Raw genomic sequence first — 14,740 nt, 5'->3', positions numbered from 1 at the left:
GCATCATGCGCGGCGACGTTTGCGCCGGCCCCCATCGCTGCCGTCGCCATGGGTGTTAAAGCTGGGCGATGGCAGGCTCACGACACTCGCCAATTCCGGGAAAGGGTCGGTTTTGTGCGGGATCGCATTGGCGGCAACGAAATGCTCCTGGAACTTCGGCTCGATGGCGGTTTCGACCTTGGTGATCTCACCCACCACACGCTCGATCTCGCGCCGGGCGGCCACGTTGCATAGCGCGATGCGCGCACCGGTCCCTGCCGCATTGCCCGCCGACGTCACCTTGTCGAGCGGCACATCGGGGATCATGCCCAGGACCATCGCATGCAGCGGCGAGATATGCGCGCCAAAGGCACCGGCCAGAACAACGCGGTCCACCTTGTCCACACCGCGTTCGTCCATCAAGAGGCGCGCCCCAGCATAAAGCGCCGATTTGGCAAGTTGAATGGCGCGAATATCGCCTTGGGTCACGGTGATCACCGGCCCGCCCTTGGCGCTGCCGTCGTGGATGACATAGGAATGGGTGCGCCCATCCTCGATCATGCGCGCCGTGCCCGTGGCCTCGGCCGACCCGATCAGACCGCTTTCGTCCAAAAGCCCCGCCATACGCATTTCGGCCACCGCCTCGATGATGCCGGAACCGCAAATGCCGGTGATGCCACCGTCGCCAACCGCAGCATCAAAACCCTCCTCATCCGACCAAAGCTCGGAGCCGATCACGCGAAACCGGGGCTCCTTGGTCGCGGGGTCGATGCGAATGGCCTCGATGGCACCGGGGGCAGCGCGCTGTCCGCTGGAAATCTGCGCGCCTTCAAAGGCAGGCCCGGTGGGCGACGAACAGGCCAGCACGCGCGTCTTGTCGCCCAAGAGGATTTCGGCATTTGTGCCCACATCGACGATGAGAGCGAGGTCGTCGGATTTGCCGGGCTCTTCGCTGAGCGCCACGGCGGCGGCATCGGCCCCGACATGGCCCGCGATGCACGGCAGCACATAGACCTGCGCACGCGGGTTGATTGCGGTCAGATCGAGTTCGCGGGCGTTCAGGGCCATGCTGCCCGAAGTCGCCAGCGCAAAGGGGGCCTGGCCCAATTCTACCGGGTCGATGCCCAACAAGAGATGGTGCATCACCGGGTTGCAGACAAACACCGTTTCGACGATCAGGTTGGCGTCAATCCCGGCCTCCTTGGCAATCTCTTCGGCCAAGGTATTGATCGCGTCGCGCACGGCGGCAGTCATTTCACGGTCACCACCGGGGTTCATCATCGCATAGCTGACGCGGCTCATCAGGTCTTCACCGAAACGGATCTGCGGGTTCATGATGCCCGAAGATGCCTTGACCTCGCCCGTTTCAAGATCGGTGAGATGGGCCGCGACCGTGGTCGAACCCAGGTCGATAGCCAGACCAAAGAGGCCCCCTTCATGCAATCCGGGCCAAATCTCCAGCACCTGTGCCGGGCTCTCGGCATGGCCACGGTGCAGGGCGACCGTCACCTCGAACTTGCCCTTGCGCAGCACAGGTTGCAATTTGGACAAGAGGCTCAAATCGGCCTCGATGTTCTCAATCTCCCACTGGGCCTTGAGCGCGCGTTTCAGCCTTTCGAAATCGCCGGTCGGTTCGTGCATGTCGGCCTCGTCCACCACGACGAAATAGAGACGTGTGGCCGGGTCCATCTCGATCACGCGGGCAGAGGCGGCCTTGCGCACCACCTGTTTGTGAACCTGACTCTCTGGAGGGACGTCGATCACCACATCGCTCATGATCTGTGCCTGACAGCCCAGACGGCGGCCCGGTTTCAAGCCGCGTTTCTGGTCATAGCGTTCCTCGACCGCGTTCCATTCCGACAGAGCGTCGGGGTGGACGGTGACGCCATGTTTGGAAAATTCACCATAGCCCGGCGTGATCTGGCATTTTGAACAGATGCCGCGCCCGCCGCAGACCGAATCGAGATCGACGCCAAGCTGGCGCGCGGCCGTCAAGACCGGCGTTCCCTTGGGAAAGCGTCCGCGTTTGCCGGAGGGCGTGAAAACGACAAGTGGGTCGGTCGACATATGCGAAATCCTGCTTCTGAGGCGTTGCTTGGGCGGAACATAAGCCATAGGCGCTTGTCCGACAGCCCACAAGCGTCAGAAAATCGTCGGCGGGCGGCATGCTAAGCCCTGGCAGGGCCCGTCAGGTCAGCGACCAGCCAAAGAGCCAGATCGTCAGCGGCACCGGGGCCGTCGCCGCAAAGAGCGTCAGGACCGCCAGAGGCGCGCGAAAAACGCCGGACAGGCCCGAGACAAAGGCAATGCCACCGCCGCCGCCAATGATCGAATTGCCCGGAACATTGATCAGCACCGCAAGGTGCAAGTAGCGATAATGGACAATCCAGTCGAGATAACGCCCCGGCAATTGGGCCGCGATAAACCCGGCACGCTCTTGCGTCGAGAGGGACTGAAACTCTTCCAACAAGCGACAGGCACGCGTCAGATGCAGATCGAGCAAAACCCGATGGAGCCAACGATAGGGGACTTTGCACCCCACCATATAGGCCATCGTCAGCCCAGAGGCCGTGGCCAGCCAGACAAAAGGCGCGATATCGCCCCCGCCTGCGGCCAGAACCATCAACCCGATCTCGATTCCCGGCACAAAGGGGATGGCAATGAGCACGGCATAGACCAGCAGGGCCAGAACCAGGAATCCCGGCATCGTCCAGCCCTGTTCGTTTTTCAGGACATAACTCTCGGCCCAAGTGAACAAGACATGCATCGCAAGCGCCAGGATAACCAGCGCGGCCAAACGCAACAGCGTGCGCAGCACGCCTGTTTTCACAGGCGGCGGCGCGGGTGGCGTGGCGTGGCGGGCGGAGTCATCCATAAGGCGAGTCTATGCCCGGCGCCTTCGCGCGCACAATGGGACTCACGTGCAAATCACGCGCATTTGCATTCTGTGCGATCTTTGGAAAACCCGTTTCTCAGTCGCGTCTGATGTCGGCCCCAAGCCGCGCCATCAATCCCTCGAAAATCGGGAACGACGTGGCGATGGGGCTTGCGTCATCGACCTGCACAGGTGCGTTGCTGGCCATGCCCATCACGAGGAAAGACATGGCAATCCGGTGATCGAGATGGCTGGCGCAGATCTGGCCGCCCGGCACATTGCCATGACCCCGGCCGCGCACGATCCACCAATCCGGCCCATCTTCCACCTCGACACCGCCTGCGCGCAACCCGGCGGCCATGGCCTCGATCCGGTCGCTTTCCTTGACGCGCAATTCCTTGACGCCGCGCATCACGGTTTCGCCAGTGGCAAAGGCCGCCACCACCGAGAGGACGGGATATTCGTCGATCATGCTGGCCGCGCGTTCGGGTGGCACCGCGATCCCCTTGAGGTCCGGCGAAAAGCGGGCACGCAGGTCGGCGACAGGCTCGCCGCCTTCTTCGCGCAGGTTCTCGTAGCTGAGGTCGGCCCCCATCTCGCGCAGCGTGGTAAAGAGGCCCGCGCGTGTCGGGTTAAGCCCGATATTCGGCACCAGAACATCCGAACCGGGGACAATCAGGGCGGCACAGACAGGAAAAGCCGCCGACGAGGGATCGCGCGGCACCACGATGGTCTGGGGCCGCAACTCCGGCTGACCGGTGAGGGTGATGACCCGGCCCTCTTCGGTTTCTTCGGTGGTGATTTCTGCCCCGAACCCGGCCAGCATCCGTTCGGTATGATCGCGCGTCGCCTCGCGTTCGATCACCACGGTATGCCCCGGCGCATTCAGACCCGCCAAGAGCACCGCGCTCTTGACCTGTGCCGAGGGCACGGGCACGACGTAGCGCACTGGAACAGGTTCGGCCGCACCCACGATGGTCATGGGAAGCCGCCCGCCTGCGCGCCCGACCGATTGTGCCCCGAAGAGAGCCAAAGGGTCCGTGACCCGCGCCATCGGGCGCTTGTTCAGACTTGCATCTCCGGTAAAGGTGGCCGTGATCGGCGAGGTGGCCATCGCCCCCATGATCAATCGCACGCCCGTGCCAGAGTTGCCGCAATCAATGACGTGGTCAGGTTCCGCAAAGCCGCCAACACCCACACCATGCACATGCCATGTGCCCGCCGCATCGCGCGTCACCTCAGCACCAAAAGCGCGCATCGCCTTGGCCGTATCAAGCACGTCTTCGCCTTCAAGAAGCCCGGTGATCACCGTTTCACCCACACTCAGCGCGCCCAGGATCAGCGAGCGGTGCGAGATCGACTTGTCTCCCGGCACATCGGCGACGCCGGACAGCGGCCCGGAGCGGTGAGAGGTCATGGGGATAGGGGTGCCGTGGCCGGACATGATGCGCCTCTTCAGTGGTCTGTATCGCCCGCCTGATAGCCCAAGCAGGCGGACCCGTCCATGACCATCGCAGCCTTGGATCAGGGCGCGGTGCCCAATTGGGTCACGATCCGGTGCCCCGGCGCGTAGCAGAGGCGCGCGAGCGTCACGGGGCGCGCGTGATCCCATGTCAGGCGCTCCATGACAAAGAGGGGCGCGCCGGGGTCAGTGAGCAGGATACGGGCTTCGTTCTCCGAGGCTGCTTCTGCAGAAAGGCGGATTTCCCCATGGGTATAGGGCACATGGGCCAAAAGCCACTCATTCGCATTCGTCGCCAAGAAATCCTGTGTGCCAGCGGCAGGGGCAGTGTCGAGATTGATCCAGCGATCCTCGAACACGAAAGGCGCGCCAGAGGCAAGGTGCAGCGCCGTGACATGCAGGGCTGTGCTGGGCGCAGCGGGGCAAAGACGCTGTGCCACATGCGTCGGGGGCATGGCCTGCGCATGGCTCAAGCGGCGGTAGTCATAGGTCTTGCCAAGGGCCACCACCTCTTGCCGGATGACCGGAATATCGACGGTGGCGCGGCTGACCGGATGCAGGGCCACGCGCGTGCCCGCCTTGCGCCGCCGCTCGATCAAGCCGGACTCGGCCAAGGCACGCAGGGCGCGATTGACGGTCGCACGCGCGCAACCGAACTCGCGCGCCAAATCCGCCTCGTTCGGAATATCCGCACCCGGCGGCCACTCCCGTGCATGGATGCGGCGCAGCACTTCGTCCTGAATGGATTGCCAAGTTTTGAACTGCGGTTCGGTCATGCGCCCTACATCGGTTTTGCGGGCAAGCGGTTTGTGCCTGCACATCCAAAGAGCGTTACGCCATGCCCTATGCCCAAGGCAAGAACCGGAGCATGTCTGAGGGGCGTGTCGCGTGATCCTGATCTTGACAGGATTATTATGTATAGACATATTGAGCATAAATGCCTGATGAGGACCGCACCATGCTTTTCCGCAATGCAACATTGGCGACGATGCAGGCCGGGCGGCCCTATGGCCTTGTCCCCGGTGGTGCGCTCCTGATCGACGCAGGGCGGATTGTCTGGGTAGGCCAAGATCATGATTTGCCCTCGGGCTATGACGGACCGGAAGAGAACCTTGACGGGCGTGTCGTAACCCCGGCGCTGATTGATTGTCATACCCATGTGGTGCATGGCGGCAATCGCTCTGCCGAATTCGAGATGCGGCTGCAGGGGGCCAGCTATGAAGAGGTGGCGCGCGCCGGCGGGGGCATCCTCTCGACCGTCAAGGCGACGCGAGAGGCCTCGGAAGAGACGCTGTTGCGCGGCGCATTGCGATTTGTCGATGCGCTGATCGCCGAAGGGGTCTGCACGCTCGAGGTGAAATCGGGCTATGGTCTCGATATCGACACCGAACTCAAAATGCTGCGCGTGGCGCGGTCGATTGCCCGCGTGCGCGACATCCGGATCAAGACCAGCTTTCTGGGCGCACATGCGGTGCCGCCAGAATTCAAAGGCAATACGCTAGCGTATGTTTCCGAGATCTGCATCCCGGGCCTGATAGCGGCCCAGGCCGAGGGGCTGGTCGATGCCGTGGACGCATTCTGCGAGGGGATCGCATTTTCGCCTGAGGAGCTGGAGCCTCTTTTTGCCCAAGCACGCGCGCTTGACCTGCCGGTCAAGCTGCATGCCGAGCAACTGAGCCAATTGGGCGGAACACGTCTGGCGGCGCGTTTCGGCGCGCTTTCCGCGGATCATCTGGAATATGCGACCGCCGAGGATGCCAGAGCGCTGGCGCAATCGGGAAGCGTCGCGGTGCTCTTGCCCGGCGCGTTCTACACGCTGCGCGAAACACGTCTGCCGCCGGTGGAGGCTTTTCGCGCCGAGGGCGTGCCCATGGCGCTGGCCACGGATTGCAATCCCGGATCATCGCCCATGGCTTCGCTTTTGTTGACGATGAACATGGGCTGCACGCTCTTTCGGCTGACGCCGGAAGAGGCACTGGCCGGCGTTACCCGCCACGCGGCGCGCGCCCTTGGGTTGGACGATTGCGGCGTGATCGCTGCGGGCACGCGCGCCGATCTGGCGATCTGGGATATCGAGCATCCTGCCGAGCTCGCCTATCGCATTGGATATAACCCGCTCTGGCGGCGGATTTTCGGAGGCACGGCATGACCGTCACATTGGTTCCCGGCAAGGTGCAACTGGCGACATTGGAAACAATCTGGCGAGAGGCCTTGCCCGCCACCCTCGACCGAAATGTGCAGCCTGCGGTCGAGGCCGCGCATGCGCTTGTCGCAAAGGCGGCCGCAGGACATACGGCAGTGTATGGTGTGAACACCGGCTTTGGCAAACTGGCCAGCGTAAAGATCGCGCCGGAAAAGACCGCCGAGTTGCAACGCAATCTGATCCTGTCGCATTGCTGCGGCGTGGGCGATGCGCTCAATGTGTCCACAACCCGGCTGATGATGGTACTCAAATTGCTGAGCCTTGGGCGTGGGGCCTCGGGCGTGGCCTGGTCCACGATCACCCTGATCGAGGCGATGCTGGAGCGGGGCGTCACACCGCTGGTGCCGGATCAGGGATCGGTCGGGGCTTCGGGCGATCTGGCTCCGCTGGCCCATATGGCGGCGGTGATGATCGGCGCCGGCGAGGCCTGGGTGGACGGCGCACGCCTGCCCGGTGCCGCCGCGCTCGCGCGGCAGGGTCTTGCCCCCATCACCCTAGGCCCCAAGGAAGGGCTGGCGCTGATCAACGGCACGCAGTTCTCGACCGCCTGCGCGCTCACGGGCCTGTGGGAGGCGTGGCGCAATGCACAAAGCTGCGTTGTCACGGCGGCGCTCTCGACCGATGCGATCATGGGCTCCACCGCGCCGCTGGTGCCCGCAATCCACCAGTTGCGCGGTCACCCCGGTCAGATCGACGTGGCACGCGCTCAGGCGGCCTTGATGCAGGGAAGTGAAATCCGCGAGAGCCACCGCGAGGGCGACAGCCGTGTGCAGGATCCTTATTGCATCCGCTGTCAGGCGCAGGTGTCGGGGGCTGCGGTCGATCTCTTGCGTCACGCGGGCGAGGTTCTGGAGATCGAGGCCAATGCCGTGACCGACAATCCGCTTGTGCTGGTGGACGCGGATCATCCCGACGGCGGCATGATCGTGTCAGGTGGCAATTTCCATGCGGAACCCGTAGGCTTTGCCGCAGATCAGATTGCCATGGCGATTTCGGAGATTGGCGCAATCGCGCAACGGCGCGTGGCGCTGATGGTCGACCCGACGTTGAGCTTTGACCTGCCGCCATTCCTGACCCCGGAGCCGGGGCTGAATTCCGGGCTGATGATCGCGGAGGTGACGACCGCCGCGCTTATGAGCGAGAACAAGCATCTGGCCAATCCTTGCAGCACGGATTCCACCCCCACCTCGGCCAATCAGGAGGATCACGTGAGCATGGCCGCGCATGCGGCGCGACGGTTGCGGCGGATGAATACCAACCTGAACGTGATTCTGGGGGTAGAGGCCATCTGTGCCGCGCAAGGGATTGCCTTTCGCGCGCCGTTGCAAACGAGTGCCGCCCTGCAAGCGGTCATTACCCGCCTTCGCGCCGACATCCCGCCCTTGACCAGTGACCGCTACCTTGCCCCCGATCTGAACGCCGCCGCCGAAATGGTGCGCACAGGAGAGTTGGTGGCAGCCAGCGGCCTTGACCTCTTGCTCGCAGGTGGGGCGGGGCATCGCCCCCTCTGAACGCATCCGCCCAGAACGCCAGCCCCGAAAACATTTTCCGAGGAGCCACCCATGACCAACCCGCGCCATAACATCCGCGACATTCATCCCGCGACCGGCACGAATCTCAGCGCCAAGAGCTGGCTGACCGAAGCGCCGCTGCGCATGCTGATGAACAACCTGCATCCCGATGTCGCCGAGAATCCCCATGAACTCGTCGTATATGGCGGCATCGGGCGGGCGGCGCGCACCTGGCAGGATTTCGACCGCATCGTCGCGGCACTGCGCACCCTCGAAGAGGACGAGACGCTGCTGGTGCAATCCGGCAAGCCCGTGGGTGTGTTCCGCACCCACAGGGATGCGCCCCGCGTCCTGATCGCCAACAGCAACCTCGTGCCGCATTGGGCCACCTGGGACCACTTCAGCGAACTCGATAAAAAGGGCTTGATGATGTATGGCCAGATGACGGCGGGGTCGTGGATCTATATCGGCACGCAAGGGATCGTGCAGGGCACCTATGAAACCTTTGTAGAAGCCGGGCGGCAGCACTACGGCGGCAATCTGAAAGGGCGCTGGATCCTGACCGGGGGTCTGGGCGGCATGGGCGGCGCGCAACCGCTGGCGGCGGTGATGGCGGGGGCCTGCTGTCTGGCGGTGGAATGTGACGAGAGTCGCGCCGAATTTCGCAAGCGCACACGCTATGTCGACGAAATCACCCATGATCTGGACGAAGCGCTTGCCATGATCGACCGCTGGAGCAAGGCGGGTCAGGCCAAGAGCGTGGCGTTGATCGGCAATGCGGCGGATGTGTTTCCCGAACTCGTCCGGCGCGGGGTGCGCCCCGATATCGTGACGGATCAGACCTCTGCCCATGACCCTGTGCATGGCTATCTGCCCCAAGGCTGGACCGTGGCCCAATGGCGCGAAGCGCAAGAGACCGACCCCAAGGCGGTGGAACGGGCCGCCCGCGCCTCGATGCGGGTGCAGGTGCAGGCAATGGTCGATTTCTGGAACGCGGGCGTGCCCACGCTCGACTATGGCAACAACATCCGGCAGGTCGCGCTCGATGAAGGGTTGCGGGATGCCTTTGCCTTTCCCGGCTTTGTGCCTGCCTATATCCGCCCGCTCTTTTGCCGGGGGATCGGGCCGTTTCGGTGGTGCGCCCTGAGCGGTGATCCCGAGGATATCTACAAGACCGACGCCAAGGTGAAGGAATTGATCGACGATCCGCATCTGCACAACTGGCTAGATATGGCACGCGAGCGGATCGCGTTTCAGGGGCTGCCTGCGCGCATTTGCTGGGTTGGCCTCGGGCTGCGGCACAAGCTGGGGCTGGCGTTTAACGAGATGGTGCGCACCGGCGAGTTGAGCGCACCGGTGGTGATTGGCCGCGATCACCTTGACAGCGGATCGGTCGCCAGCCCCAACCGCGAGACCGAGGCGATGCGCGATGGCTCGGACGCGGTCAGCGACTGGCCCTTGCTCAACGCGCTGCTCAACTGCGCTTCGGGGGCCACGTGGGTCAGCCTGCACCATGGCGGCGGTGTTGGCATGGGGTTCAGCCAGCATTCCGGCATGGTGATCTGTTGCGACGGCAGCGAAGAGGCGGATCAGCGATTGGCGCGGGTGCTCTGGAACGATCCGGCAACCGGCGTGATGCGCCATGCCGATGCGGGATATGAGATTGCGCTGGATTGCGCGCGCGAACATGGGTTAAACCTTCCGGGCATTTTGACATGATCCGGAATTGACCAACAAAGGGTGACGCCATGAATTTGGAGCGTTTCGTCGCGGCACAAGACAGAATTTGGCCGCTGCCGTTGAACGAAATTCGCAACCGCGAGAAGCGCCAGCATTGGGCGTGGTTCGTTCTGCCTCAGGTCAAGGGTTTGGGGCGCTCTGAGTTCGCGAAATCCTTTGCCATTGACGATCTGGATCATGCGCGGGCTTATCTGGCGCATCCCGTGCTTGGGCCGCGCCTGATCGAAACCTGCGCGGCGATGCTGGCCCTTGAGAATATTTCGGCCGAAAGGGTTTTGGGGCCAATCGACGCGCTCAAGCTCCAGTCTTGCGCAACGCTCTTTGCCGAAGCCGGCGGCCCGGAGGTCTTTGAGCATGTGCTCGCGCGTTATTTCGGCGGGTTTCGCTGCGAAACCACGCTGGATTATCTGGCGGGGCGGCGGGCGCTGCCGACAGATGACGAGTATTTCATTAATCCCAACGCGGCCAAGTCCGCGGATGGCGCGGCCTGAGCGGTCAGCGCAGGCGCTGAATGGTGCTATAGCCCATCGTCGGTCCCGCCCAATGTCGGGATTGGACCACAACACCATTTGCATCGACCAGGTAGAAATTCTCGACGCTGCGGTCGGCCTGCCAGCATTCCGCCGTCATCCGCACCGCTGGCACCGATCCACTGACGCTGGCCAGCGTTTCGCTCTCGCCGCGCGTGATCTTGCAGTCGGATTTCAAGTTCACGATCTGGTTCTCGCCATCGAGATAGCGTTGCTGGATTGTAGCCACCCCATCCTCGCGGCGCGCGACGACCTCAAGAAGCGGCTCGACCCGGGACGACATGAGGTCATTGCCAAGACCGCGTGTCGAGACCAGCACACCGTTCAGCGTCGTGGCGCTCAGCCTCTCGGAACTGCCATAGGAGGCCCAGGTTTGATAGGCGCCATTCTGGGCAATCGGTCGAAGGATGGCGACCGCCTTGCGATCCTCCAACTGGTAGAGCAGCACGGGGCCCGTCGTGTTATTGAGCGCATCAACGGCCACCGCTTGCACCACTTGCGGATCAGGGGCCACAGGCTTGACCCGGCGTTGCTCGATCACTCTCTTGGTGACGGTGAAGACATTCTCCGAGCTGCGCTGGTTCGAACAGGCGGCCAGAATCATGGCGCAAACCAGAAGGCTAAGCCGAGGCAGGGACGCAGCGATCATCTCCAGAATTTCCCCCAGCTTGCCACGGTGTCACGCTCGTGCGAATTGCGAATGGTTTCATACAGCCGGCCCGTCACATTGACGCGCGCGCCACCGTCGCGGGTCAGCGGGCGGATCACGGCGGTTGGCGCCTGCTGCGTGGGCTTGCCGAACAGCCAGGAGATCGGGGCGGTGATACGGATGCCCTTGTCAAAGGACCCTTCGCCGAAATCCTGCGCCGAGACGTCGGTCTTGGTGGCAAATGCCCCAACCTTCCAGCCGTTGGCGAACTCTCGGTCAAAACCGATGGTCACGCCCCAATCGCCTGCCAGATAGCGCCCTGCGTCAACCTGCGCGTGATAGCCCCCGCCGAAATCATAGTAGACCGAGGCATGTCCGTTGAAATCCGGGATGGTTCCGCTGAGCGTGTTGCTGTCGCGCAGCCCGAAATCGCCATCGAAATCGCGCGGGCGGACATAGTTCAGTTCCGCGCCAATGGCGATGCGGCTATCCACTGGCCGCCAGAGGACCTCGGTCGAGACACCGGCATACATCTGCTCCAGATATCCAAAGGTAATGCGCCCGTAGTAATCCGGTGCAAATCGCTGATACTTGCTGAGTGTCAGCCAGTCGACACGTGGCGCATCGGATTGGGCATATCGCGCGGCATCCGAGCGCACGCGCGGAATGCGCGAATTGCTGAACCGGTTGGACTGATCCAGATTGCCGAACAACTTGACCGATGTTGCCGCACGGGCCATCCAGCCCCGCCCCAATTCCGCCTGCCCCTGCAGGCGCAGCGCCACGTCGAAACGCAGCGGTTCATCGGGGTCAAAGAGGCTGACCCGCGTGAAGGGATAAATGCTCCAACCGTAGCGCGGGAACTTGCCCGGCAGGGGCTCGGGAAGATTTCCAAAGCGCAGGCTGTCACGAAAGGTTGCCGCCGCCAACGCCTCATCCGAGGCCTTGTGTTCCAGACGCTCGATGTCAGTTCGGCTGAAACTGACCGTGCTCGCCGGGATACCCTTGGTGTAGAGCGTGACGTGGAACTCCTCGACCGAGGCTGGCAGTGCGCGGGTCATGGCGCGCACGGTACGGCCGAGCGCCTGAGAGGTCCGGTCGTAAGTCTCGTTCTGGATGCCGACATAGGCCGCGCGCCCTTCGAGCCGCAGGCGGATCAGGTCAATCTCATCCAGAGCCAGCGTTTCGTCGAGCGATTTTGCAACCTGTGCACGCGCGGCTGGCTGGTCTGCCCACCCAAGATCGCGGGCGGCGTCGGGATCGCGCACCGCAACCGGCAGCGGCGCAGCTTCGAGACCGCCCGGTACGGGCATGCCACGCGGATTGATCCCGATCGTGAAGTTCACGCCGATCTCTTCGCCATGCAGAATGAAGGCGCGGACACTGGCATCCTGCGCAATCCGGTAGGTCAGGCTGGCGTTGATCGCGGTGCTCTGCTCGAAGATGCCGGCGCGTCGTTCGGTGTCGTAGCTATCGGAGGAATATTCGAGGGCAAAGGACAGCTTGTCCGATACCTCGTAGCTGAAGCCACCAAACAGGCCGATATCGCCCTTGAACCAGTTCGAGATGCTGACATCCCCGCCGGTGCCGACCCCGGCAAAGTTGAACGGCGCTCTGGTGCCAAATCCACCGATCGAATTGTTGGATCCGAACCGCCCCCATCCCAGACCGGCGGTCAACCGCAGCCGCGTGCCAACGGATTTGGTGGCAACAACATATTCCCCGCCAAGAACCCCGGTTCCCAGGAAATCCTGAAGGCCGACGGCAATGGCGGGTGAATAATCGGTTTCCTCGAACAGTCGAAACCGCAAGTCGAAGCTGCGGTCGTAGAAGGTATCGAATTGCGGCGTGAGATCCCGCGTGCCAGCGTAGCGAAAACTGCCCGTCAGCCACGGGGCCACCTGAAAACTGAGCGTGGTCTTGCTGAACCCGTCGAAATAGGAAACGGTCGTGGACAATTGCGCATCCGGTGCCATTTCGGCGGTCGGCATGTCGATCAATCCACTGGGCGTGCCGTAGTTGTTGGTCAGGGTCGTGACCAGCTCATTGGCTGAGGCCACCGACATCCATGTTGTCCCCGCCAGAATGGCGGCTGCGCCCAAGATGTTTCGCAATCTGATTGTCATCGACTGTTCACCGGTTTCGAGCGCCTTGCAACTTCTCCCGGGCGACCATAACGATCACGGCGCGACACGGCAATGTGAGTTTCCGCTGACGGCGTGATTGCCGCTGTCGTGCGCAAGAATCCGTCACATTCCAACCAGAAATGCCGCGAGCCCCGCACCAACCGCCCCGACCAGCGCCCCAAGCCCCGCCCATAGCGCGCGCCCTGGCCAGACCGCCCGCTTGACCGGCACCGGCGCTGCGGTTTGCCGGATGAGTGCCGCCTCGACCAGCCCCGGCAACCGTGGCCCGTAGCGCGACAGCACCATCGCCGTGCGCCCCAGATCGCGCAGGGCGGCGCGGGGTCCTATGGTCTGTTTGATGTAATCTTCGACCACGGGTTTCGCGACCTGCCAGATATTGATCTGCGGATTGAGGCTACGGGCCACGCCTTCTACAACGACCATGGTGCGCTGCAACAGGATCAGTTCCGTACGCGTTTCCATGCCGAAGCGCTCTGTGACCTCGAAGAGATAACTGAGCAGGCTTCCCATGGAAATCTTGCTGGCGTCCATGCCAAAGATCGGCTCTCCAACCGCGCGCAGCGCACGGGCAAAAGCATCGACATCGCGATCCGCCGGCACGTAACCCGCCTCGAAATGCACTTCGGCCACACGTCGGTAATCGCGCCGTATGAAACCGTAAAGGATCTCGGCATAGACGCGGCGGGTGTATTCGTCGATATGCCCCATGATGCCGAAATCATAGGCGATGATATCGCCATTCGCCGCGACCTTGAGATTGCCCTGATGCATATCGGCGTGGAAATATCCATCACGCAGCGCGTGGCTGAGGAAGAGCTGCAAAACCCGTTCGCCCAATTCGGCGCGATCGTGGCCTGCGGCATCCAGCGCGGCATTGTCCCCGAGCGGCAGCCCATCGGCCCAAGCCATCGTCATCACCCGGCGCGACGAGAGGGTCCATTGCACCTGTGGCAACTGAAACCCGGCATCCTTGGCGGTATTGGCCGCGAATTCAGACGCCGAGGCTGCCTCAAGCCGCAGGTCGAGCTCGCCCATTACCACGCCCTCGAAATGGGCAATCACATCCGTGGGGCGCAGACGCCGTGCGCCTGGGGCCAAAAGCTCGACCATGCGCGCGGCAAAATAAAAGGCGTCGATGTCGCGGCGAAACGCCCGCTCGATGCCCGGACGCAGCACTTTGACAGCCACCTCCTCGCCCGTTTCGCGCAGCCGCGCCTTGTGAACCTGCGCGATCGAGGCGGCGGCAACCGGCTGGCTGAAATCGTCAAAGATGTCTTCGACCGGATGGCCCAATTCCTGCGCGATACTGCGCTTGGCCACCTCGACCGAAAAGGGCGGCAACTTGTCCTGCAAGACCCGCAGATGCGTCGCCAGTTCCTCGCCCACCAGATCAGGGCGCGTGCTGAGGATCTGGCCGAACTTGATATAGGCTGGGCCCAGTGCGGTCAGCGCGCGCGGTGCAGGCGGCGTCGTGGGATCGCCCTTGTACCCCAACCACTGAAACGGCCAGGCAAGACACCGCATGGTGCCGCGCACCAGCGGCGGCGCCTCGAAGGCATCCATGATGAGACCCATCGCGCCCGTCCGCTCCAGCGTGGCCCCGGTGCGGATGAGGCGCAGGATATTGTGCGGGCCGCGCATCGC

Annotated in this window: 11 protein-coding genes; 4 read left to right on the top strand and 7 right to left on the bottom strand. The window is 63.1% G+C overall.

The genetic code is table 11. The features are described 5' to 3' along the window. Positions 1–3 precede the first annotated feature (3 nt). The 4 genes from MVC20_RS05095 to MVC20_RS05080 form a co-directional block, all read right to left on the bottom strand. Positions 4–2,046, bottom strand: a complete 2,043-nt coding sequence (locus MVC20_RS05095) for an ASKHA domain-containing protein (protein WP_297539083.1) — start codon at positions 2,044–2,046, stop codon at positions 4–6. Positions 2,047–2,167: 121 nt separating this feature from the next. Further along, positions 2,168–2,854, bottom strand: a complete 687-nt coding sequence (locus tag MVC20_RS05090) for a hypothetical protein (protein ID WP_297539081.1) — start codon at positions 2,852–2,854, stop codon at positions 2,168–2,170. A 97-nt stretch (positions 2,855–2,951) separates the two neighbouring features. Continuing rightward, positions 2,952–4,298 (bottom strand): 3-phosphoshikimate 1-carboxyvinyltransferase, encoded by a 1,347-nt coding sequence (gene aroA / locus MVC20_RS05085; protein ID WP_297539079.1) that lies wholly within the window; start codon positions 4,296–4,298, stop codon positions 2,952–2,954. A gap of 80 nt (positions 4,299–4,378) precedes the next feature. Further along, the gene (locus MVC20_RS05080) at positions 4,379–5,092 is read right to left on the bottom strand and encodes a UTRA domain-containing protein (protein WP_297539077.1); all 714 of its coding nucleotides are present in this window, start codon (positions 5,090–5,092) and stop codon (positions 4,379–4,381) included. A 161-nt stretch (positions 5,093–5,253) separates the two neighbouring features. Here MVC20_RS05080 and hutI point away from each other — a divergent pair, with 161 nt between their 5' ends. Genes hutI through MVC20_RS05060 form a run of 4 tightly spaced genes read left to right on the top strand, consistent with a single transcriptional unit; the run spans position 5,254 to position 10,261 of the window. Then, the gene (gene hutI, locus MVC20_RS05075; RefSeq protein WP_297539075.1) at positions 5,254–6,465 is read left to right on the top strand and encodes an imidazolonepropionase; all 1,212 of its coding nucleotides are present in this window, start codon (positions 5,254–5,256) and stop codon (positions 6,463–6,465) included. After that, complete coding sequence (gene hutH / locus MVC20_RS05070) at positions 6,462–8,030, top strand: histidine ammonia-lyase (protein WP_297539073.1); 1,569 nt, start codon at positions 6,462–6,464, stop codon at positions 8,028–8,030. Before hutI ends, hutH begins: the two co-directional genes overlap by 4 nt. A gap of 51 nt (positions 8,031–8,081) precedes the next feature. Continuing rightward, positions 8,082–9,749: a urocanate hydratase gene (gene hutU / locus MVC20_RS05065; RefSeq protein WP_297539071.1), complete on the top strand. Its 1,668-nt coding sequence runs from the start codon at positions 8,082–8,084 to the stop codon at positions 9,747–9,749. Positions 9,750–9,778: 29 nt separating this feature from the next. Beyond that, a complete protein-coding gene (locus MVC20_RS05060; protein ID WP_297539069.1) occupies positions 9,779–10,261 on the top strand; it encodes a DUF1810 domain-containing protein in 483 nt (160 codons plus the stop codon). Between the two features lie 4 nt (positions 10,262–10,265). On the opposite strand, the gene MVC20_RS05055 is transcribed toward MVC20_RS05060, so the two are convergent. From MVC20_RS05055 to ubiB, 3 genes are all read right to left on the bottom strand, one after another. Next, on the bottom strand, positions 10,266–10,949 hold the full coding sequence (locus MVC20_RS05055; protein ID WP_297539067.1) for a YjbF family lipoprotein: 684 nt from the start codon (positions 10,947–10,949) through the stop codon (positions 10,266–10,268). Then, positions 10,946–13,051: a YjbH domain-containing protein gene (locus MVC20_RS05050; protein ID WP_297539065.1), complete on the bottom strand. Its 2,106-nt coding sequence runs from the start codon at positions 13,049–13,051 to the stop codon at positions 10,946–10,948. The genes MVC20_RS05055 and MVC20_RS05050 overlap by 4 nt, the downstream gene beginning before the upstream one ends. Positions 13,052–13,198: 147 nt before the next feature. Then, positions 13,199–14,737: a 2-polyprenylphenol 6-hydroxylase gene (gene ubiB / locus MVC20_RS05045; RefSeq protein ID WP_297539063.1), complete on the bottom strand. Its 1,539-nt coding sequence runs from the start codon at positions 14,735–14,737 to the stop codon at positions 13,199–13,201. Positions 14,738–14,740 lie beyond the last annotated feature (3 nt).

It is taken from the genome of Roseovarius sp. (assembly GCF_027019125.1).
Taxonomy (GTDB): Bacteria; Pseudomonadota; Alphaproteobacteria; order Rhodobacterales; family Rhodobacteraceae; genus Roseovarius.
Note: the sequence above shows the minus strand (reverse complement) of the source record. Positions and strands in the feature narration are given on the sequence as shown.